The sequence below is a fragment of the Saccharibacillus kuerlensis DSM 22868 genome, assembly GCF_000378145.1.
Taxonomy (GTDB): Bacteria; Bacillota; Bacilli; order Paenibacillales; family Paenibacillaceae; genus Saccharibacillus; species Saccharibacillus kuerlensis.
Window position 1 is genome coordinate 136145 of sequence record NZ_KB899285.1, and the last position, 21261, is coordinate 157405.

Below are 21261 nucleotides of genomic sequence, written 5' to 3' on the forward strand. Positions count from 1 at the left end.
AGCGAACACTTTTGGAGGAAGGCCCCGTTTTTAGAAGGGGTCTTTTTGTTATGAGAAATGTCGGTCACATATTGAGGGGCTCAATCGTTTCATGGACAAACAGAAAAGGAGAGATGCTCATGAAGCGCATGGAGGCAGGTTTGGAGGATCGGAAGTTGGTGAGCCAGCGGGAAAGTGTACCTATGACTATTGTAGTGATCGGAGGCGGCTACGCAGGGCTGCAAACCCTTTTTTCCTTGAAAAAGGAATTGCGGATCGAAGCAGCGAAAGGAATGGGGGAAACGAAGGAAAGAGCTGCAGGACTGCCCGGGTTCGCCACTTCTGGAGGCGGCGGTGCAGTGGGGAAGAAATGGGCCGGGACAAGGCTGATTCTGGTGGACCGTGAGGCCTGCCATGTACGCAAGGTCATGCTGTTTCGCAGAGCCGCTCGTCCAGAGGAACTGGAGATCTCGTTTACTGAACTGGAACAGCACGGCATTGAATTTGTTCAGGGAGCTGTGACGGAGATTCACCATTTGGAACAGCGTCTGGTTCTAAAGCATCTGCAAAGGGAATTGTACATAGGCCCTTGGCTGCCCGAACCGATTCCGACCGGCGACGGTGACCCGGCTGCCATTTACTTGCAGGATGAGGGCGTATCTTTTGCTATTTTGCTGCTGTTGGAGACTCTCGATCCCATTGAGAGAGCCGTCTATATTCTGCGCGAGGCTTTCGCTTTCGACTATAGGGCGATTGCCGAGGCGACCGGCCGTTCCGAAGCTGCCTGCCGCAAGACGATGAGCCGCTTGCGACCCAAGATTGCGGCAGCATGCCCGCCGCAGGGTCTGCTGCCGGCCGAGAAGGCCGAACCGCTCGTCCTTCAGTTTCTGCATGCGGCCCGAACCGGCGATATGCACGGAATGATCGAAATGCTGCATGCCGATGCCGTCTTGCGTTCCGACGGTGGAGGCCGTGTGACCGCAGCCGTCCGTCCGATCGTCGGCGCTCAAGCAGTAACCGCATTTCTGGCCGGACTGGCCAAGAAATTTGCGCATTCCCCGGAAGGGAAGGGCGCGCCGACCGGCATCGCGCCGGAACTTCAGCTTCGCTCTGTCAACGGGCAGTTGGGGCTTGTATACAAGGAAGACGGACATACGGATACGGTCTTCGTTATCGAAATCTCGGCAGGACGCATTCAGTCCGTTTATGCCGTGCGTAATCCCGACAAGCTGCAGCGTTTCGTTGCGTACTGATCTTGCGAAGATTTCTAGGAACCGGAAAGTGAAAAATTCACCTGAAACAAAGCTGCTTCCTTACGAAATAGGATCGTCTCCTGCTTAAGGTTCGCTTATAATAAAGAGATCCAAATGATGGAAAGAGGGACATACTTGCTTATTTATTTAATGCTTGCATTAATGCTGCTTTCAATTGGAATTATTGCTTACCGTACGATTCGCCGCGGCCCGGAATATCATCTTGTGGAAAACGGAGGAATGATCGTTATAATCAACATCGGTTCTTCAATCCTTGGGCCTGAAAACGGCGATTGGTTCCACTGGCTGCGCTATGCCTATATGGTTCTTGGTGCCGCTTATATCGCTTACGGGGCGTATGCCAAGTATCGCGGCGGAACGGATGGGTATGGGCAGTAGGCGTTTATTTTTTCAATTCCTCCAGCGTTTCTTTCCACCGGACAACGACCGCTTGAGGATCATGCAGTTCAATCGTAATTCCGCAGGTTAGAGTGGCGTACTTTGCGATATCCGAACGGGTCTCCAGCACGTCCGCAGTGAACCGCGCGCGAGGATGCTGGGCGTGCTCCAGCTCCGGCAGCGCTTGAGCCTGCAGCCGCACCGTATACGATACGCCGTTATGAACGACCGCAAGCAGCGCCCTGCCTGTACGCAGCAGGTTTCCGGTCGTACTCGTGCCGATCCACAGCGCTATGCGCAGTCGACTGCGCGACTCTGCCCAGACTTCGCCGGCACTGACCATCGCTTGATGCGGATAACCTTCTTCATCAACTGAATGCAGCGTCATGGCGATGTGCATTTTTTCGTTCAGCTGCGTGCCGTCGAGCAGAGCGTAGAGCTCATCGTTCAATTGAGCATCATCTGCCATTTTCATACCGGGTCTACCTGCACCGCAGCCTGCTTGCCGCTGACTTGGATGCCTGTCTTTTTTTGTCCAATACCTTTTAAATCACGCAGCAGTTCTTCCAGCAGTTCTTTCGCTTTTGGACCTTCTTTGCCGGACATTTTGACAACGAACTGAACCGAGTCTCCGCCTTCGAGAATGCGCTGAGCTTGGTTCTTTTTCGTTTCATAATCATGCTCTTCAATGCTGGCCGTCAGGCGGATTTCCTTAATCTTCGCCGGCCGGGTGGCTTTCTTCTCCTGCTGCTTGGCTTCTTTTGCTTTGCCGGAAGAGATCAGGGTGCATGGAGGCGGACTGGAATAGAGGGAGGTGCAGACGAGATCGACGCCCAATTCCTTGGCCAGTTTGAGCGCTTCGCTCGTTGCCATCACGCCGAGAGCTTCGCCGTTAACGCCGGTCACGTTGACTTCGGCGGCTTTGATTTTTTCGTTTTTGATCATATGTAAAAACTCCTTTTTGAGTTGATATTGTGAGTAAATGGCTTTCAAGCGAAAGGGGAAGCTGCTTTAAATCCAGGTGATTGTGTTCTTATTTCTTTGATTTTTCATCTTGATCTTCTATCTGTAGGGTATCCCACATGAGGCCTTCGGTGATAGATTCAGCTGCATCGGAAGTTTCTTCATATTCGAAATAACCGAACGAATCCATCAAATTTTTCGCATATTCCTGCATACCTTCTTCTTCGAGACGTTCGCAGAACCAATTGAGACAATCGTGAAACTGGAAGATCGAGTGCAGCTGTGCATGACGCAAGAAGATACGTTTTGAATCCGCAGAAGCCTGCTGCCAGAATCGTTCGATCTCATTACGACGTTCTTCCCAATCGAAATCTCGGTCGATAGACGGGATGACCGCAGCGCAGGTATTCCCGTGATCCGGATTTATGGGAACAACGCCGAGCCTATCTTCGGTTGGAAGAACAGCTTCTGCTGCACGCCGGACACGAAGATCGTCAAGGTATTGGCCCATATCGGCAATTGGCTTGATGCCGAAACGTTGGACAAGTTGTTCACGGACCAACTGTTCTTGTTCATCTCGTTCAACTGGATTCCGAGTTCGAACATACTCGCGATAGGACTCCCCCGTGTCAAAGTTATTGATCAACGCGTCGGCATCCGTATAGGCGGCCTGAAGAAATTCGCGCAGGTTGGCGGCGACGGGCCAGACGGGACGATCGGAATCCATAGGCGACACAGTTACGATCCATGCCTGTTCCAGATCCGAAACTCGGCCAAAATCGGTCAGGAAAGCGTAATGAATACCGTCCATGCCGGTACTGGCCAGCGGAATGACATCTATTGGCGTGGTGTGATAACGAAAATCATGTTCCAACAGCATGAAAGGAAAAGCCCGATCAAGCGATAGGCCGAGAACTGTCAACTCCTGCTCCAGTTCAAGCAGTTTCCTTATGGTCTTCGGCACCGCGTAGGCACCGTAATGGGAAGGCATATTCGTCATAGAAAAATTCCTCCTCGGCGTTCAACATACAGGAATAACGAATGCGAACGGCCTTATTTTAACATGTTCATACTGATATTGTCTTTGAGGCAACTCATAGGAATTATTGTCCTAAATCCTCAAGAATTATGCTACATTAATAGCAGACGAGCAAGCATTCGAGGTATTGACCTCGGACTGGTATTGGATTGATGTTTTAGGGCATGAGAATGCCTATTTGCGGGAGGGGTCCTGAATGTACTGCAATCATTGTGGAGCGAAGCAGCCGGAGAATGCGGCGTTCTGTTCGTCGTGCGGAGCACGCCTGCTTACAGCGACGGAAGAAGCTGTTCTGAACGGAACAGCCAGCTCAAGAGAGCGGAGTAGCGATCCGTTCGAATATAAGAAAGAATCTATGGAAGAATTCAAGAAAGAGAACATGCCGCTTTCCGGTCAATTGACAAGGCGATCCAACGAAGCGGAAGCTTCGGTGCAACCTGCCGAGATGGAACGTTCTTCAAGTGAATCTGGAACCGGGTCCAAAGGCAAAACCCGAAAATCCAAGGGCGGCTTTCGCCATCCGATGTGGATGATTCCGGTCCTGCTGCTGGGAATTGGAGCCGGTGGCGTATATATGCTGTACGAGCGGGAAACCGGGATCAACGGGCAGACATCGGAGCTTCATGTGGAAGCGGGAGCTTTGGCATTGGATGGCAAATACGACGAAGCACTGGCGATGCTGGATCAAGCTGCTGCGCTGCGTCCGGAGTTTGCGGCTCTCCAGACCGATCGCACGCTGATCGAGACCGCGCAGCGGGTGCACGAGAAACTGGATAAAGTCTCGTCGCAGTTGAAGCAGAATCAGCTGGAAACGGCGGAAAAATCGCTCGGTGTGCTGGAAAAATCGCTGAACGGGCGAAGCGAGCCGCTGTTTGAGCGCGAAAAAACTATGGCAGCCGACAATCGAGACCGTCTGTCCGTACTGCTGGTTAAGCAGGAGCTCGACAAGCTGAGCGATGTGGAAGCGCTGGCCCACAAGTTGGACGAAGTGGGTCGGTTAAAGGCGGCGGAAGCGGACGAAGTGGAGAAACTGATTGTTGCCAAGATCGTTTCGCTCAGTACGAAGAAAGCCGAAGAACTGCTTCAAGACAAGAGCTTTAGTCAGGCTCACGAGGAAGTGAAGCAGGGGCTTCAGTATGCAGCCAAAGACAAAAACCTGCTTGCGCTGCAGGATCGGATTGAATCGGAACAGGCGGCATTTGAAGCGGCAGAGCAGGCCCGTATTGAACGTGCGCAGCAGCAGGCACAAGCCGACGATCTGAACAACCGTACGGCCGCCGTCGACGTAAGCGACATGAATGTCACGATCTCCGAATACGGCGACATTACAACGACCGGTACCGTGACGAATGTGGCAACGCGGCCAATCTATGGGATTGAGATTCATTATTCGGCGTATGACGCTGCGGGTCTTTATCTGTTCTCTTCTTCAACGTTCGCTTCGCCGTATCGCCTGGCTCCCGGCGCGAGCGGGACGTTCAGCACCTACGATTACGGATGGTACGATTATGTACAGATTAAAGTCGATAACGTTACCTGGTACTTGGAATAGGGAGGTCTAACATGAAAAAAGGATGGATATTCAGCGGATTGGCCTCTCTGCTGGTTCTGGCGGGAACAGGCGGAGCTTCGTGGTACGTATTGGAAAAAGTACCGGAAGAGCTGAAGGGTGCGCCGGTTCTGGCAGCTGCGCAGATGGCAGATAAGCAGGCGGCAGCTGCAAAGCCCGATTCTCCAAAACCGGCTGCGCTTAAGGACGTCATTAACGCGACACAGAAGAAAGTCGTGATGATCAAACTGGAAGACGGGTCGCTGGGCTCGGGCTTTCTGTATAACGAGCAGGGCGACGTAATTACCAACGCGCATGTGGTCGAAGGTGCACGGCAGGTCAAGGTCAAGACGGCCGATGCACGTACGCTGGATGGCGAAGTCATCGGTGCCGGCACGGAGACGGATATAGCGGTAGTCCGGGTGCCTGAACTGGCCGGCCAAGCGCCGCTCCAAATGGCTGAAGTCAATGGAGAAATCGGCGACGAAGTGTTGGCGCTCGGAAGTCCTCTTGGACTGCAAAATACCGTAACGACAGGAATCATCAGCGGAACGGGCCGCGATCTTACGATCGATCCGTATGTCTACAACAACTTGTACCAAATCTCTGCTCCGATCGCTCCGGGCAACAGCGGCGGCCCTCTGGTCGACTTGAGGACGGGAGCCGTACTGGGTATTAATTCAGCGAAGTTTACAGAGGAAAGCTCGATAGGCTTCAGTATTCCCGTTACCGAGATTCTTGATACGGTTCAAGGCTGGTCTGCGAAGCCGGGCATTGATCTGCCAAAGCTCGTTTCCGGCAAAAGTGCCGACGGCGAAGGGGTCAGCAATGAAGGCTGGTCGATGACGGATGATGCCGAGTATCTGCTGTCCGCTTATTACATCAGTCTGTCCTCGAAAGATTACGTAACGGCCTATTCTTTTCTGGGGAGCAGTTGGCAGGCAGGAACAGATTACAACGGATTCCGGGACGGCTATCTAAAAACCGGTGAGATCCAGATCAACTCCATCTTCTCCGAACGTTCCGGACAGGAAGTTATCGTAACGATAACTATCACGGCTGAAGAATTCAAGGAGTCGGGTACCGTTTATACGGACTACAAATTGACTTACCGGGTCGGTTATGAGAATGATATGCTGAAGATTATAAGCGGCAAAGGGGAAAAGGTCGCTTAAGCTTTTTAATAAGCTTATTCGTTTTTCTACAGTGTGTACGCAAACTGCGAATTGGCTTGAGCTTTTTGAAATTAAGTGCGCTGCTGCAGCTATTTACGGCAAATCGTGCGTAGATGAGCAAATAAGTGCAAGAGTACACCTATTTGGAGTGACCAAAGAGAAAACACGCTTAAACTTTTGATTTAAGTGTATCTGAGCACTTATTTGTTTAAAAAGCACTCTTTGCTTCAAAATAGTTGTATGAGTGCACTTATTTCAAACTCCATTCGACGCTTTAGGCGATCATTCAGGGTCTTTTCGGTGTCTTCCCGGTGAACTCTTTTTCACTTCTCTTTTTCTCTTTTTCGTTTCTCTCTTTTTCGTTTCTCTCTTTTTTTCTTTTTTCTTTTTTCTCTTTTCTCTTTTCTCTTTACGCCTTCGCTTATAAAAAAGGGATGTCGTTTGCTCGATGAGCGAATGACATCCCTTTTAAGGTCTGTACGCAAACATCAAGAATGCTTTTAAATCCGTTAAATTAAAGACATGAGACGAGATGCGTTTTAACCGACGAAGAGTGGAATGCCATTGATTCTTTCCTGCACCCTGTCCGAAAAACACAAGGAGAACGGCTTCCCAAAGACTGGAGACAATGACTGAATGCAGTACTTTAGGTTGCACGTACCGGAGCAGCTTGTTATGACAAGACAGCGAACATGTTAAGACTTTTTGGTGCTAATCTCGATTCGGATATGGCTTAAATAGGTTTGCATACAGCCCCTAATCACTTTTCGCTGTTACAAAAAATTTATAGTACTCTACAAACAAAAGGAAAATATTGTTTTTTCATCAAGAATCGGGGTAATGTTGAACAGAGCATCCCCTGAGCAGAAAGTACATGCGGCATCCGGGGAGGGTGCCGTTTTTGTTTGTGCAGCATTTTCCTTCCACCGGCTGTGAATTTCCATACAAATAAACCGCTTTCAATTTTCTCTTTACAAATTCTTAAGTAGAGGAGTAAGATAAAAAAGAAGTTGTATACAGGTATACTTGTTTATTTTTCGATCGTTTTGTTTATTTGGATACAGGATATAGGAAACAGAAGAAGGAGTGAACAGTATGAAAATCGGAATGATCGGCCTTGGCAAAATGGGCTATAACCTTGTCCTGAATCTGTTGGAAAACGGGCATCAAGTTGTCGTCAATGACGTCAACCCGGAACCAGGACGCGAATTGGCGCAGAAGGGCGCATTCGCCGCAGAATCGGTAGCTGAATTGGTCGGACAGCTGGAGAAGCCGCGTGTAGTCTGGGTCATGGTACCGGCCGGTCCAATCGTCGATGGTGTATTGGATGGTTTGGCTTCGCTGCTGGAAGAGGGCGACATGATTATCGACGGCGGCAATTCGCATTACAAAGATTCGATTCGGCGTGGGGAAGGCCTACGCAGCAAAGGCATTCACTTCTTCGATGCAGGCACCAGCGGCGGCATGTCCGGTGCACAGAACGGCGGCTGCTTCATGATCGGCGGCGACAAGGAAGCGTTCGGGACGATCGAGCCATTGTTCAAGGATCTCGCCGTCGAGAATGGTTATCTGTACACTGGGCCGAGCGGAAGCGGGCATTATCTCAAGATGGTGCATAACGGTATCGAATACGGCATGATGCAGGCGATCGGGGAAGGTTTCGAGGTGCTGGAGAAGAGCGCGTTCGATTACGATCATGAAGCGGTAGCCCGCGTCTGGTCCAACGGATCGGTTATCCGCGGATGGCTGATGGAACTGACGGAAAACGCCTTTTCCAAAGATCCGAATCTTGACGAGATCAAAGGCGTTATGCAGAGCTCGGGAGAAGGCAAGTGGACGGTACAGGAAGCTCTGGATCTGGAAGTCGGAACGCCGATCATCGCGCTGTCGCTGCTGATGCGCTACCGTTCGCTGGAGACCGATACGTTCCATGGCAAAGTGGTCGCGGCACTGCGCAACGAATTTGGCGGACATGCCGTTGTGAAGGAAGATTAATTGCTCGGCATAACCCGCCCGGCAGAGCAGAACTTTCCCGGCAAGTATGCTAAAATCAGGGGAATGGCATGTGCCGGAGACGAGAAAACTGCGTGATCCGGCCTGCAAATTCGGGAACGGGGAGTCGTTTAACCATGCAATATCCTTCCGCTTGGCTTCAGGGCGTGTCGCTCGGCGAATCGATCGCCAGTCGGCTGCGTCTGCAGATTATCAACGAAGAGATCAAACCCGGGGAGGTCATTTCGGAAAACCGCGTTGCGGAAACATTCGGTACCAGCCGATCGCCCGTGCGCGAAGCGCTGAAAATGTTGGCCGGCGAAGGGCTGATTCGCCTGGAGCGGATGGGAGCCGTCGTAGTGGGACTGAATCTCGAAGATGTGAAAGAACTGTATGACGTACGCTATCTGATCGAGAGCTTCGCCCAGCAGCGGCTGGCGAATCGGGACAATGCGGCGCTGGCTTCGCAGCTTGAACAGGCGATCGACCGAATGAAATTGGCGGCCAAACATGGGGATTATGTAGAGTTCGCCTATCAGGATTTTTCGTTTCATGAACGGATTGTAACGGAAGCGAATCATATCCGTATCCTGCACCTATGGAACAGCATTCGTCCCATCGTTATGACCGTTATTCTTCTGACGACGGAAAAAGGCTTCAAGCAGGGCGAGGAGCGGATGAATTGGGTAGCGGACAAACATCGGATGATCGTTGAAGGACTGCGTACAGGCAGTGCCGACAGCATTCGAAAAGTTGTAAAAAACTATTTTGATGATTCCGGAGAAACGTTGGACCGCAGCCTCCCTTAGAAAGGGGGCAGCGGCTTCTTTTCGGCCAACTTGTCGACAAGTATACCGAAAGAGAGAAATTATTTAGGTAAGCCTGTCTTTTCAAATAGTTGAAACAGGTAAAAATAAACTTGTAAGCGTTATGAAGTTCAAAATTGCAGATAGGCTTGAATGCGCCATCGCACATCTTGAAGGAGGATCTTATGGAAAGTATATTCGGGCTTAGCCACAATGCGACGCTGCTCATCTGGACGGCCGTTGCGATCGTGTTCCTCGTTCTGTTGATTGCCAAATATAAATGGAACCCGTTCGTTACGCTGCTGATGTCTGCACTTGCACTCGGTCTGCTGGCCGGAATGGAAGCGCAGACACTAATCAAGTCGGTCACTGGCGGCCTTGGCGGCACACTTGGCACGATCGCGATCGTCATCGGTCTTGGTACGATGCTGGGCAAGATGATGGCCGAATCGGGCGGCGCGGAACGAATCGCCAACACGCTGATTGACAAATTCGGTATCAAACGGGTGCACTGGGCGATGGTCGTCGTTGGCTTTATCGTTGGTATTCCGGTATTCTTCGAAGTCGGAGTTATTCTGCTGATTCCGATCATCTTCTTGGTAGCTCGCAAGACGGGCATGTCGCTGCTGCATATTGGTATTCCGATTCTGGCCGGCCTGTCGACGGTACACGGGCTCGTTCCACCGCATCCAGCGCCGATGATCGCCATCAGTGCATTCGGAGCCGATCTGGGTACAACGATTCTGTACGCCTTGATCGTCGGTATTCCGACCGCGATCATTGCAGGACCGATATTCGGCAAGTTTATCGGCAAGCGCATTCTCGTTGCGCCGCCTTCCGAGCTGGCCGATCAGTTCTCGGCCAAGAGCTCGGACAATCTGCCGGGCTTCGGTATTACTTTGTTCACGATTCTACTGCCGGTACTGCTGATGCTGTTCGGCTCGATTGCAGGTATTGTCGATCCGGAAGGAACAAGCGGGTTTACGCACTTTGCGGAGTTTGTCGGTCATGAAGTGATTGCGCTGCTGATCTCGGCCGTCTTCTCGTTCTTCTCACTTGGCTTCGCCCGGGGATTCACTAAATCCGATGTTTCGAAATTCACGAACGACTGTCTGGCACCGACCGCTTCGATCATCCTGATTATCGGCGGGGGCGGCGCCTTCAAGCAGGTACTGATCGACAGCGGTGTCGGTGATGCGATCGCGGGGCTTGCGAGCCAGTCGCATATCAATATTATTGTATTTGCATGGCTTGTAGCAGCGCTGATCCGCGTTGCAACAGGTTCGGCTACAGTAGCTATGACTACGGCTGCGGGAATCGTGGCACCGGTGCTTGCCGTTTCGACCGGCGTCAACATCGAATTGGTCGTACTGGCTACGGGTGCCGGCTCGCTTGTATTGTCTCACGTTAATGATGCCGGCTTCTGGATGATCAAGGAATTCTTCGGCATGACCGTCGTTCAGACGCTTAAATCATGGACGGCAATGGAGACGATCTTGTCCGTGGTCGGTTTAATTTTTATTCTTACATTGAGCGTTTTCGTTTAATAGATAGAGAGTAACAGGGAGCAGGGCAAATACGCAGGCATAGCGGGCCGGAATCTCCGGCCTGCTTTGCCGCATTCGGAAGGAAGGTTCTCGGCAAATGAACGATAAACTGATGATTGGCGTCGACATCGGCACGACGAGCACCAAAGCGGTGGTGTTCAAAGAGAAAGGAGAGGTGCTTGCGCAGGCCAATATCGGCTATCCGCTGCACACGCCTTCGCCTTCGGTCGCCGAGCAGGACCCGGACGAAATCTACCAGGCGGTCGTTCGTTCGATCGCGGGAGCTGTACGGGAAGCGGGTATAGAGCCGGAACAAATCTTGTTGGTATCGTTCAGTTCGGCCATGCACAGCATCATCGGCGTCGATATTGAAGGAGCACCTGTAACGCAGTGCATCACTTGGGCGGATAACCGCAGCGCTTCTTGGACGAAGACACTCAAGAAAGAGCTCAATGGTGATAAGATCTATATGCGTACAGGTACACCGATTCATCCCATGTCGCCTCTCACGAAGCTGCTGTGGATGCGGCACGATCAGCCGGATTGGTTCGAACGTTCGGCAAAATTTATCTCGATCAAGGAATATATCTTTTTCCGTCTGTTCGACAAGTACGTGATTGATCATTCGATCGCTTCAGCGACAGGTCTATTTAATCTGGAGAAGCTGGATTGGGACGAAGAAGCGCTTGAAATAGCGGGGATCACGCCAGAGCGTTTGTCGCAGCCGGTACCGACCACACATATCGTCAAAGGTCTTCCGGAAGTGCTGGCGCAAGAACTTGGGCTGTCGGTGGATACACCGTTTATCGTAGGCGCAAGCGACGGCGTGCTGTCGAATCTGGGTGTGGGAGCCATTCGTCCGGGCGTTGTAGCGGCAACAATTGGTACAAGCGGGGCGATTCGCACAGTGGTGGATCGTCCGGTGACCGACCCGAAAGGCCGTTTCTTCTGCTATGCGCTTGCGCCCGGATTGTGGGTCATCGGCGGACCGGTCAACAACGGGGGCATGCTGTTCCGCTGGGTGAAAGACGAATTTGCCGCTTCGGAAGTGGAGACGGCCAAACGGCTGGGGATCGATCCTTATGACGTCCTGACCCGAATTGCGGAGCAGGTGCGTGCCGGCTCGGAAGGGCTGCTGTTCCATCCGTACCTGACCGGAGAACGTGCGCCGCTGTGGAATCCCGATGCAAGAGGATCGTTTTTTGGCTTGACGATGAACCATCGCAAAGAGCATATGATCCGCGCCGTGCTTGAAGGGGTTATTTTCAACCTCTATACCGTGATGTTGGCCATGGAGGAGCAGATCGGTCGACCGCAGAAAATTCATGCTACCGGAGGATTCGCCCGTTCGCCGCTGTGGCGGCAGATGATGGCGGATATCTTCGATCAGGAAGTCGTGGTGCCGGAGAGCTTCGAGAGTTCCTGTCTGGGAGCAGCTGTACTTGGTCTATATGCGCTTGGCCGTGTGCCTTCCCTGGATGTGGTTGAGGACATGATCGGCGGCACACATCGGCACGAACCGATGGAAGCGAATGCGAAGGTCTACAAGCATCTGCTGCCGATCTTTATTTCTGTGGCGCGCAGTTTGGAGAACGAATACGAATCGATTGCCAAGTTCCAGCGGGAGATGGCGGGAGAGATCTGACATCTTTTTGGGTAAAGAACAGAATAGGGAACAGAAAAGAGCCCTTCGCCGGGCCGGCCGGAAGGCTGGTCTGCGGAGGGCTTCTGTTCTTTGGCCACCGGCGGTCCGGATGATCGCATTTGAGGATGGAATCATACGCGTTATGCAGTCGGGATCGGGTAAAGAACAGAACGATCCGGACAATCCGCCGGTGGGAGACTGAACGACGTTGCGGCAGCCGGACGCGGGAAAGCGGCCGACAGGACGGAAGTGTACGCTGTGGAACGCAGCACTCGTCCATATAAGAACCGGCAGTTGCCGGGCTTACGCAAAATGGAGAAAAGAAACAACAATCGGATGGACCGCAGATCAATAATCGGGAGAGAAGCATAAAAAAGCCTCTTCCCATTAAGAAGAGGCTTGAATAAGCGAAAGTCTCTTCTTATCTCTCCGCCCATTCGTCACTTCCGCGCCGCGGAGGTTCGAATGAACGAGCAAGAATTAGCACCGTGCCCCTAATGGGGTCGGTTGCCGGGCTTCATCGGGCTGGTCCCTCCGCCTGCTCTTGATAAGATGTACAAATTGCAGCATATGGATCGTACATATGTGCAAATTATCCCATGCTTTGCCCGGAGTGTCAACGATGAAGAGCGATTTGAAAGAGCTCGAGAGGATCGAAAATCAGGATTGTAAATGCATTTCAAATGTATGGGAAATGCATGACAAATTCATCGCAAGTAAATAGGGAACAGGAGGCTGAATAAATGGCGAAGTGGAAAATTACTTGTATCCAGCAGGACGTGATATTCGGCGATCCGGAGGCTAACTATAAAGCGGTCGAGAAACAAATCGAAAAAGCGATGGAAGGCGGGCCGGATATTTTGGTACTGCCGGAGCTCTGGACAACAGGTTATGATCTGAAGCGGCTGAACGAGATTGCGGAAGACGATGCGGCAGAGACCAAAGCTTTTCTCGCAAAATTAGCCCGCAAGCACAACGTTCATCTGATCGGCGGATCGGCTGCCAAGCGTACCGAAGACGGGGTGTTCAATACGCTGCTCGCTTATGACCGGGAAGGACAGCAAATTGCGGAGTACAGCAAAGCGCATCTGTTTCAGCTGATGGACGAGCATCTTCATCTGCAGATGGGCAAAGAGACCGGAGATTTCGAACTGGATGGCATCAAGACTGCGGGCGTTATCTGCTACGATATCCGTTTTCCCGAATGGATTCGTCTGCATGCGGCAGCAGGAGCCGAAGTGCTGTTCGTCGTTGCCCAGTGGCCGGCGGAGAGACTTTCGCACTGGCGCGCTCTGCTTATGGCCCGGGCGATTGAGAATCAGTGCTGGGTAGTCGGCTGCAACCGAAGCGGCACCGATCCGGATCATGAATTTGCCGGCAATTCGATGATTATCAATCCGCTGGGAGACATTGTGGCGGAAGCCGGCAAGGATGACGAGCTGCTCAGCGCCGAGATCGATACCGCAGAGACAGGGGAAGCACGCGGACACATTCCAGTTTTCGAAGACCGCCGGACCGAACTGTATCGTTAAGTCCATTGAGGATGTGTTCTTTGGTGTTCTCTTTATCAAGAACGTTCACACCTTGATCTTACGACCCTTCCAATTCACGGAATGGAAAATGTTCACCCTGATGAAGGAATACAAGTAGATGCCTACGAAAAACAAAAACAAGATCGGATAAAAAGGAAAAACCGCCATTTTGAAATTACCGATCCTGCCGGCAAACCATGCGGTTTGAATAGCATACAGGATATATAATATCCCGCTGAACAGGATGGAGGCAGGGTTCCATGCGATAAGGGAAGAGATTAGGGCTGCTGCAGCGATGAAACTGCCGGAAATCCATAAGATGACCATAAGCATAACAATCGGATGAGTGGATTTGGAGCCGACAGCGAAACTTTTGCACCAGCCCTCGATCAGACTTCTTACGCCTTCCGGGTACATACGCAAAGATATAATGCCTTTGCCGCCGAGGCAGCGAACAGGAAGATCCTGTTCAAGAAATGCTTCTCCCAGTGCCAGATCATCCATGATAGCGCCCTCGATTTTTTTATGGCCTCCGGACAAGAAGTAATCATCCCGATTGCATAAAATGCATGGACCGAACGAACCGGCCGTTCTGAACCGTGATCCCCAAATGGTAAAAAGATTCATTCCTACCACAACGATGATATTAAAGACAACGGAGATGTATTCATACAAGCGCTCAACAGTATGAAAGGGCTGCAGTGCCGTAACGCCTCGAGCACCCTTTTCCTGATAGAAATGCAGCAGATGGCTTAACCCGTCTGCGCTTTCGAATCTTGTATCCGCGTCTAAAAACAACAACCAGCTTCCTTGGGCCTGCTCGGCACCATACCAGCAGGCTGAAGATTTTCCTGCTCCATTATTCTGCAGAACCTTGGCACCGAAGCTTTCCGCAACAGCCGCAGTGCTGTCCGTTGAATCGTCGTCAACAACCAAAATTTCAAATTGTGTGAACCGCTGCTCCCGCAGTGACTGCAGCAGGGGCAGGATTCTGCCTTCTTCATTTCTGGCCGGAATAATGATGGACAGGAACGGAAGGCGGGTCGCAGACTTGGAGGAGGAAACAGGGACCGGCAGCGACCAGAACATGAGGACGCCAATTATAACCGCCGCAAATCCAATCGCCAGTTTAATGATTTCCACAGCCGTCATAACACCAGTATCCTTTCTCTACGTGTAAGCAGGCGATTTTTATAATTCTTGATAAATCGTTATTTCACCGAATAATCAAACAGATTGCCTGTATCGTCTTGGATCAATTCCTGGGCAGTGATTTTGGCTGACAGGAGCACGATCGGGACGCCTGCACCGGGATGTGTACTGCTTCCGGTAAAGTACAAATTTTCGCAATGGCTCGCTTTACTTTGCGGACGATAGTGGTTGCTTTGTTTTAGAATAGGCTGCAAACCAAACGCGGCGCCATGATGCGCATTGAACTTTGAACTGAAATCGAGTGGTGTGATATGCGTTTCGGTTACAATCTCATTCTCGATGTTTTCGAAGCCGCGAATCTTCTTCAATTCATTTAAGAGGTAACCGCGATAGTAAGAAACTGTCTCCTCGTCCCATTCATAATTAGATTCAGCTGCATTCGATACGGGCATCAGGATATACAATCCATCTTTTCCTTCGGGGGCCATAGACGGATCTATTTTTGAAGCGATGTACACATAAAAAGAAGCATTCGTTAGTTTTTTGCCGTCAAAAATATCTTTAAGATTCTTATCCAGGTCTTCATTGAAAATAAAATTGTGCACATGGTCCGTTTCTTCATACTTTCGGTTCATCCCGAGGTACAGCAGGAAACAGGAACAAGAATACTTCATGCTGTCGACTTTCTGGTCGGTATGTTTTCCTTTGGCAGGCTTGTCTTGTACCAGGTGTTTAATCGCATACGGGAAGTCTGCATTACACACGACATAATCCGAAGAAATTTTTTGTCCGTCCACGACAATCCCTTCCGCTTTTCCATTTTGAATAGAGATCTCCTGTACATCCTGTCCATAATGAATGATTCCTCCAAGTTCCTTGAAGAGTCTTTCCATCGACAACGCCATGGTGTACATCCCGCCCTTGATAAACCACACTCCGTATAGGAATTGAAGCATGGGAATCATGGTATAAAAAGAAGGGCTGGTCAGAGGGGAGATGCCGATGTACAGCGTTTGAAAGCTAATCATCTGTCTCAGCCTTTTGTTCTTGATATAGCGACCGACAAACTGATCCGCGGTGTCGTAAGGTTTCAGCTTGACTGCTTTTTTTAGCATCGAGAGGTTATAAAAGTCGGATCTTTTGCGGAAAGGCCTTTGAAGAATGTAATGCTTGGCTATGATGAATTTTTGGTAAATTTCATGCATATACCGAAAAAAGCCTGCTGTATCTTCTTCGCTAATCGCTTCGATCGTTTGAGTGAGCTTGGTCATGTCGGAGGAGATGTCAAAAGGCTGGTCGGGAATATCACTAAAATAAGCCCGATAAATCGGATCCAGTTTTTGCATCGGAATGTAATCGTCCGGATTGCGGCCGCACACTTCAAAGACTTCCCGGTAGATTTCCGGCAGCATCACGATGCTCGGCCCCAAATCAAATGTGTATCCCCCGTCCAATTCAATGCGATTCATTTTGCCTCCAGGTGTTAACCCTTTTTCATAGATTTCCACCTGATAACCCGCATGCTGCAGCCTTATGGCAGTGGCAAGACCTGCTACCCCCCCTCCAATGACAATCACCTTTTTACTCATGCGAACCCTCATTTCCATCTCATATTTGCTTCATTCATTTCGTTACAGCAGCCATTTTCTTAACTTTTTTAATGCGCTCATGTTGCGGTCGGAATACGGCGGAAATTTACCGTTAAAACGCAGATAATGATAGGTTTGGACACTTGTTTTTTCATAACTGAAAGCCAGAAAACCAGTTTTGCCGTGGTAAGCGCCGTAGCCGCTTTGGCCGACCCCTCCAAATGAGATATGGGGGCTTGCGGCATGATGGATCACTTGATTGACACTGATCGTGGATGAGCGCATATAGTCGTTGAACAGCCCAATTTGACGTTTGTTTTTACTGAAGATGTATCCCGTAAGCGCATCGCGCTGAAGAATGCCGCTGGATAATAAAGTTTCCAAATCGGTATAGGGAATAACCGGAAGCACCGGACCGAAAATTTCCTCCTGCAGCACTGGACTCCCCGGTTCCATATCCGTTAGCACGGTAGGGGAGATGAACCGGCCTACGCGATCATGCTCACCGCCGTGCCGGACAGTGCCCTGTCCGATAAACCCAACCACCTTCTGAAAATGAGCATCGGTACAAATCCTTCCGTAATCCCCGCTTGCCTGAGGATGCTCTCCGTAGAAAGCGGAAAGCGCATCGGAAATTTCGTCCAGCGTTTTTTCGTAAATGGAGTGATGGACAAAAAGGGTATCCGGTGCAATACAGGTTTGGCCGGCATTCAGGAATTTACCCCAGACGATGTCCCTGACAGCTGCTGTTGAAAAGCCCGTTTCGTCAAGGATGCACGGGTTTTTCCCGCCGAGTTCCAGAATTACCGGTGTAAGATGCTTGGCTGCCTGATCGGCCACCGCTTTCCCGGTTTGTCCGCTGCCCGTGAAGAAAATCAAGTCAAAAGGGGCTGCAGTCAGCAGGCTGGCGGTTTGTGCGTCTCCTGTCACAACGTGCAGCTGCTCAAGAGGGAACGTTTGATTGATAATGTTCTTGAGGAGTTCGGCGGTTGCGGGTGCGTATTCAGATGGTTTGATCACGCAGGAGTTCCCGCCGGCAATGGCCCCAATAACAGGCATTAAGGTAAGCTGGACCGGATAATTCCACGAACCGATGACGAGTACGCTCCCATACGGATGTCTCTTTTTGTTCAGCACTTCCACGCAGCCCAATTTCAGATGCCGAGATCCTCTGGGCCGATTCCATTTGGTGATGTGCTTGCATACATAATCGATTTCGTTCAATAGAACGGCAATTTCGGATGAAAAAGATTCAAAGGCCGGTTTTCCCAAATCTGCATACAGGGCATCGGTAAATTCTTTTTCGCGCTCCAAAAGAATATTTTTCAGCTTTGAAAGCTGCCCTTTACGCACCTCATTTGAAGGGCTTCCCTTGGACAAAAGTTCTTCTCTCTGCCTTTCCGGCAGTGCTTTTAAAAAATCACTGTTATTGTCCGGCATGGGAAAGATCTCTCTGGACGATCTTCTTGCTTACAAGCTGGCCGCTTAAAGTGACCATAGGCATTCCGCCTCCCGGGTTTACGGTTCCGCCGACAAAATATAAATTGGTATAGCGTTCACTTTGTTTCGGATGCTTGAAGCCTTTGTTTTTTTTGCGGTTTGACACGGTTCCATAAATGGCACCCCGGTCAGAGCCATACATCTGCCTGATATTTTCCGGTGTCCATATATCTTTTGTCACGATATTGGCTCGCAAATCGTGGAGGCCCATTTTCTCCAATTTGATTAAGGTCCGCTCCGCAAATTGTTCATATTCCTGCTGGGTGATCGGTTTCTGATCTTGAATGTAAGGAATATGGGGCAGTACTTTTATGTTTTCATGTCCTGTCGGAGCCTGCGACGGATCTGTTTTATTAACGTTGACTAAATAAATAACCGGGTCATCCGGCAGTCTATGATCATGGAAGATGGACTGCATCTGCTGCTTCATATTTTCTGCGAAAAAGAAATTATGATGGCGAAGCTGCGGATAGCTTTTTTTGACGCCCAAATGCATCACGAGACCGGAGCTGGCCGGTTCGAATTTTTTCTTTAATTTATCTACAAAATGACTGTCTTCCTCCAGTAACCGTTCGTAAACCGGTATGACTTCCATATTTGAAACGTAGTAATCCGCGGTCAGCTTTGTTCCGTCTTCCAAGACGGCTCCTGTGATTTCGCCGTTCTTTTTTTCAAGCTTGGCGATCGATTTGCCGAGGTGGAAGTCAACCCCGACTTCCTCGCCAAGTTTCACCAAACCTTCCGCCAGTTTATTCAAACCGCCGGGTACATACCATACTCCCTGATCATGCTGCATGTAGATCATCATATTCAAAACGGCCGGTGCGTCATAAGGAGACGAACCCACGTACTTGATGAAGTAGGACAGCATATCGCTGAACTGTTTATTGCTGATCCGTTTGTCGATGGCTCGGCGAACGGTAGAAAACAAATCAAAGTTTTTCAAAGCGGTAAACAGAGTCGTATGCTTCATGATTTCTCTTGTTGTATCGACGCCATGCTGGAAATAGGTTTTGTCCGTCATCTCGTAAAGCATTTTTGAGTAGTTGAGCAAATCCTGATACTCACGCATATCTTTTTCGCTTAAGGAAGAGTTCTTCTCCTGCATTTCTTTTAGGTCTTCATACAAGTCTATAATGTTTCCGTCAGGGAAAAAGGAACGCCATTGATGATCCAGCTTTTCAATCCGAACATAATCCTTCATGGATTTGCCGCTGGCAGCAAACAAATCTTCAAAGACCCGGGGCATCGTAAGGATGGAGGGGCCCAAATCGAAGCCGAAACCATCCTGGTCCAGTCGGTTCAGCTTTCCTCCGATGTGATCGTTTTTTTCATATAATGAGACACCGTATCCTGCCTGTGCCAGCGAAATCGCAGCCGACAGTCCTCCAAGTCCGCCTCCAATAACCAATACGTTTTTGTTTGTCGTTTTCACTTGTTGGGGTTTCTCCTTCCTATGAATCGAAAATGTTGTTCACTTTTGCGCCAAGCCGGTATGCACTTTCTATTATTCTACATGCCAATTCCTTCCTAAAACAAACTTGAACCTCTGATAGAGACAAGCTGTTGGAGAGCCCTTTAATATGTAGAAAATTCGGCCGCTTCTCTGATTTTACATGCGACCATTGCCCAGGCTTCCTCCGCTTTTTCTTTTGAACCCGTATGAGTAAAAGCATGTTTGCAGTCTTTGAATATTTCTTCCTGAACGTTTACCCCGGCTGCTTTTAATTTTCCCGCATAAACTTCCGCTTCCGGCCTGAATGCATCATACTCCGCGATGAGGATAAGGGCAGGGGCTAACCGGTCACTTACGACAGCACGAACGGGAGAAGCGAGAGGATGCTCTGCTTGACCTTTTTCCGGTACATAGCACATGTTCAAAAAGTTGGCTGCTTGGGGATACCGGGCACGCCATTTATCCGGTTCCGGTTTGTCCGCATGCGGAGTGGCAAAATCCAGCATCGGGCATGATAGTACTTGGAGCAGCGGCTGCTTCTCCCTTTTTTCTTCCAGATAGAGACAGAGAGCAGCGGCCAGATTTGCCCCTGAACTTTGCCCGCCAACCATCATTTTTTCCACATCAATATTCAAGTCTTCGGCTCTTTGCTTGATCCATTGAAAAACCTCATAGACTTGTTCAAGCGGTTTGGGAAAAGGGTACTCCGGCGCTTTTGCGTACTCAACGTTCACAACGACACATTCTGTCCGGTTGGCCAGGTAACGGCAGTACGGATCATCCATTTCCTTTTCATACATGATGAATGCTCCGCCGTGAAAATTGATATAAACCGGAAACTTTTCCTGTGTGGCTTCCAAGGGATAGTACAGGGAAATATCTGTAATTTTTACGGATGTCTCAACTTTCATTTCTCTTTTCTCTTTCACGGGCTCAACGGGAATCAGAGGTGTCTTTTTTGCCTGATTGGGCAGGAGACGAAGACACTTTGCAGCCATAAGGGTGAACAATAGGATAACCTCGCTTTTTTTACCGTTTAACTTGAATAAAGCACATATCTATTCCATCAATAACTATCATTACCCGAAAGAGAAAGTGATGGCTGCTGAACTTGATAACTTCCTCAAAAAAAGGTTTATTCTTCTCTAGGACGTGTACGCAAACTCATCAACTTTTTCGAATAGAAGATGCTTTCAACGCCCAGGTCCGGTTTCCAAGTTTAAATGAAGCCTTTGAACGTAAATACGAAGCCGATTATTGGTTCGCGTATATGCCGTAATGGGATGCGTCCCATAAGAAATGCTGAATAAGACGCGTTCAACAAGAAACGATGAATAGGATACTTCTGATAAAAAGCGTCTAATAAGATTCCATGAATAAGATTTGACGTAAAGTTCAATAAGTGCTCCTATGCAATTATTTTCCGCAAAAGCTCGCCAAATTGTACAATAAGTGCGCAGGTGCAACTATTTCACATAAAAGTAAGGTTAGAAACGCGAAAACGCTGAAATAAGTGTATAGGAGCACTTATTTCAGCGAAAGTTAAAAATTCGAGAAAAATAAGTGTACAGGCGCACTTATTTTCTTTCCCCCTATTGCACCTTCAATAAACTCTTTCGGATTTTGCGGAAACAGGTTTGCATACAGGCCCTAAGATAAGCACCTGTTCGTTCCGAAAAGATTCG

General features: G+C 49.8%; 17 protein-coding genes and 1 riboswitch. Of the genes, 9 read left to right on the forward strand and 8 right to left on the reverse strand.

Going from position 1 to position 21261, the window contains the following annotated elements; genetic code table 11:
* The first annotated feature begins 119 nt into the window (after nucleotides 1-119).
* Nucleotides 120-1232, forward strand: coding sequence for a sigma factor-like helix-turn-helix DNA-binding protein (locus F456_RS23615; RefSeq protein WP_018977203.1), 1113 nt, complete (start codon nucleotides 120-122; stop codon nucleotides 1230-1232).
* 135 nt (nucleotides 1233-1367) lie between these two features.
* Nucleotides 1368-1631 (forward strand): hypothetical protein, encoded by a 264-nt coding sequence (locus F456_RS0111615; RefSeq protein WP_157060072.1) that lies wholly within the window; start codon nucleotides 1368-1370, stop codon nucleotides 1629-1631.
* A 4-nt stretch (nucleotides 1632-1635) separates the two neighbouring features.
* Here F456_RS0111615 and F456_RS0111620 read toward each other — a convergent pair whose 3' ends face one another.
* The 3 genes from F456_RS0111620 to F456_RS23620 form a co-directional block, all read right to left on the reverse strand.
* On the reverse strand, nucleotides 1636-2106 hold the full coding sequence (locus F456_RS0111620; protein WP_018977205.1) for a pyridoxamine 5'-phosphate oxidase family protein: 471 nt from the start codon (nucleotides 2104-2106) through the stop codon (nucleotides 1636-1638).
* On the reverse strand, nucleotides 2103-2576 hold the full coding sequence (gene infC, locus F456_RS0111625) for a translation initiation factor IF-3 (protein WP_018977206.1): 474 nt from the start codon (nucleotides 2574-2576) through the stop codon (nucleotides 2103-2105). Before infC ends, F456_RS0111620 begins: the two co-directional genes overlap by 4 nt.
* An 88-nt stretch (nucleotides 2577-2664) precedes the next feature.
* Entirely contained in the window at nucleotides 2665-3594 is a 930-nt protein-coding gene (locus F456_RS23620; protein WP_018977207.1) for a hypothetical protein, read from the reverse strand.
* Between the two features lie 235 nt (nucleotides 3595-3829).
* Between F456_RS23620 and F456_RS0111635 the strand changes: the two genes are divergently transcribed.
* The 7 genes from F456_RS0111635 (at nucleotide 3830) to F456_RS0111680 (ending at nucleotide 13879) form a co-directional block, all read left to right on the forward strand.
* Nucleotides 3830-5185, forward strand: coding sequence for an FxLYD domain-containing protein (locus tag F456_RS0111635; RefSeq protein ID WP_018977208.1), 1356 nt, complete (start codon nucleotides 3830-3832; stop codon nucleotides 5183-5185).
* A gap of 11 nt (nucleotides 5186-5196) precedes the next feature.
* Nucleotides 5197-6357, forward strand: a complete 1161-nt coding sequence (locus F456_RS0111640) for a S1C family serine protease (RefSeq protein ID WP_018977209.1) — start codon at nucleotides 5197-5199, stop codon at nucleotides 6355-6357.
* A gap of 1095 nt (nucleotides 6358-7452) precedes the next feature.
* Nucleotides 7453-8352, forward strand: a complete 900-nt coding sequence (gene gnd, locus F456_RS0111645) for a phosphogluconate dehydrogenase (NAD(+)-dependent, decarboxylating) (protein WP_018977210.1) — start codon at nucleotides 7453-7455, stop codon at nucleotides 8350-8352.
* Nucleotides 8353-8486: 134 nt separating this feature from the next.
* Complete coding sequence (locus F456_RS0111655) at nucleotides 8487-9158, forward strand: GntR family transcriptional regulator (protein WP_018977212.1); 672 nt, start codon at nucleotides 8487-8489, stop codon at nucleotides 9156-9158.
* A 182-nt stretch (nucleotides 9159-9340) separates the two neighbouring features.
* Nucleotides 9341-10702, forward strand: a complete 1362-nt coding sequence (locus F456_RS0111660) for a GntT/GntP/DsdX family permease (RefSeq protein ID WP_018977213.1) — start codon at nucleotides 9341-9343, stop codon at nucleotides 10700-10702.
* 97 nt (nucleotides 10703-10799) lie between these two features.
* Nucleotides 10800-12347 carry a gluconokinase gene (gene gntK / locus F456_RS0111665; protein WP_018977214.1) on the forward strand — a complete coding sequence of 516 codons (1548 nt, stop codon included), beginning with the start codon at nucleotides 10800-10802 and terminating at the stop codon, nucleotides 12345-12347.
* A 418-nt stretch (nucleotides 12348-12765) separates the two neighbouring features.
* A riboswitch (SAM riboswitch) is annotated at nucleotides 12766-12901 on the reverse strand.
* A 189-nt stretch (nucleotides 12902-13090) separates the two neighbouring features.
* The gene (locus F456_RS0111680; protein ID WP_018977217.1) at nucleotides 13091-13879 is read left to right on the forward strand and encodes a carbon-nitrogen family hydrolase; all 789 of its coding nucleotides are present in this window, start codon (nucleotides 13091-13093) and stop codon (nucleotides 13877-13879) included.
* Nucleotides 13880-13924: 45 nt separating this feature from the next.
* Here F456_RS0111680 and F456_RS0111685 read toward each other — a convergent pair whose 3' ends face one another.
* The 5 genes from F456_RS0111685 to F456_RS0111705 all read right to left on the reverse strand — a co-directional run bounded on the left by F456_RS0111685 (nucleotide 13925) and on the right by F456_RS0111705 (nucleotide 20487).
* Nucleotides 13925-15031 (reverse strand): glycosyltransferase, encoded by a 1107-nt coding sequence (locus F456_RS0111685; protein ID WP_018977218.1) that lies wholly within the window; start codon nucleotides 15029-15031, stop codon nucleotides 13925-13927.
* A gap of 59 nt (nucleotides 15032-15090) precedes the next feature.
* Nucleotides 15091-16620 (reverse strand): phytoene desaturase family protein, encoded by a 1530-nt coding sequence (locus F456_RS0111690; RefSeq protein ID WP_018977219.1) that lies wholly within the window; start codon nucleotides 16618-16620, stop codon nucleotides 15091-15093.
* A 42-nt stretch (nucleotides 16621-16662) separates the two neighbouring features.
* Entirely contained in the window at nucleotides 16663-18060 is a 1398-nt protein-coding gene (locus F456_RS0111695; protein ID WP_018977220.1) for an aldehyde dehydrogenase family protein, read from the reverse strand.
* Nucleotides 18047-19555, reverse strand: coding sequence for a phytoene desaturase family protein (locus tag F456_RS0111700; protein ID WP_018977221.1), 1509 nt, complete (start codon nucleotides 19553-19555; stop codon nucleotides 18047-18049). Before F456_RS0111700 ends, F456_RS0111695 begins: the two co-directional genes overlap by 14 nt.
* A gap of 143 nt (nucleotides 19556-19698) precedes the next feature.
* Nucleotides 19699-20487 carry an alpha/beta hydrolase gene (locus F456_RS0111705; RefSeq protein WP_018977222.1) on the reverse strand — a complete coding sequence of 263 codons (789 nt, stop codon included), beginning with the start codon at nucleotides 20485-20487 and terminating at the stop codon, nucleotides 19699-19701.
* Nucleotides 20488-21261: the final 774 nt, after the last annotated feature.

What these genes read in the sequence shown, in the direction of transcription:
- F456_RS23615 (WP_018977203.1), top strand. Translation starts at nt 120, where the DNA reads ATGAAGCGCATGGAGGCAGGTTTGGAGGATCGGAAGTTGGTGAGCCAG.
- F456_RS0111620 (WP_018977205.1), bottom strand. Translation starts at nt 2,106, where the DNA reads ATGAAAATGGCAGATGATGCTCAATTGAACGATGAGCTCTACGCTCTG.
- infC (WP_018977206.1), bottom strand. Translation starts at nt 2,576, where the DNA reads ATGATCAAAAACGAAAAAATCAAAGCCGCCGAAGTCAACGTGACCGGC.
- F456_RS23620 (WP_018977207.1), bottom strand. Translation starts at nt 3,594, where the DNA reads ATGACGAATATGCCTTCCCATTACGGTGCCTACGCGGTGCCGAAGACC.
- F456_RS0111635 (WP_018977208.1), top strand. Translation starts at nt 3,830, where the DNA reads ATGTACTGCAATCATTGTGGAGCGAAGCAGCCGGAGAATGCGGCGTTC.
- F456_RS0111640 (WP_018977209.1), top strand. Translation starts at nt 5,197, where the DNA reads ATGAAAAAAGGATGGATATTCAGCGGATTGGCCTCTCTGCTGGTTCTG.
- gnd (WP_018977210.1), top strand. Translation starts at nt 7,453, where the DNA reads ATGAAAATCGGAATGATCGGCCTTGGCAAAATGGGCTATAACCTTGTC.
- F456_RS0111655 (WP_018977212.1), top strand. Translation starts at nt 8,487, where the DNA reads ATGCAATATCCTTCCGCTTGGCTTCAGGGCGTGTCGCTCGGCGAATCG.
- F456_RS0111660 (WP_018977213.1), top strand. Translation starts at nt 9,341, where the DNA reads ATGGAAAGTATATTCGGGCTTAGCCACAATGCGACGCTGCTCATCTGG.
- gntK (WP_018977214.1), top strand. Translation starts at nt 10,800, where the DNA reads ATGAACGATAAACTGATGATTGGCGTCGACATCGGCACGACGAGCACC.
- F456_RS0111680 (WP_018977217.1), top strand. Translation starts at nt 13,091, where the DNA reads ATGGCGAAGTGGAAAATTACTTGTATCCAGCAGGACGTGATATTCGGC.
- F456_RS0111685 (WP_018977218.1), bottom strand. Translation starts at nt 15,031, where the DNA reads ATGACGGCTGTGGAAATCATTAAACTGGCGATTGGATTTGCGGCGGTT.
- F456_RS0111690 (WP_018977219.1), bottom strand. Translation starts at nt 16,620, where the DNA reads ATGAGTAAAAAGGTGATTGTCATTGGAGGGGGGGTAGCAGGTCTTGCC.
- F456_RS0111695 (WP_018977220.1), bottom strand. Translation starts at nt 18,060, where the DNA reads ATGCCGGACAATAACAGTGATTTTTTAAAAGCACTGCCGGAAAGGCAG.
- F456_RS0111705 (WP_018977222.1), bottom strand. Translation starts at nt 20,487, where the DNA reads ATGAAAGTTGAGACATCCGTAAAAATTACAGATATTTCCCTGTACTAT.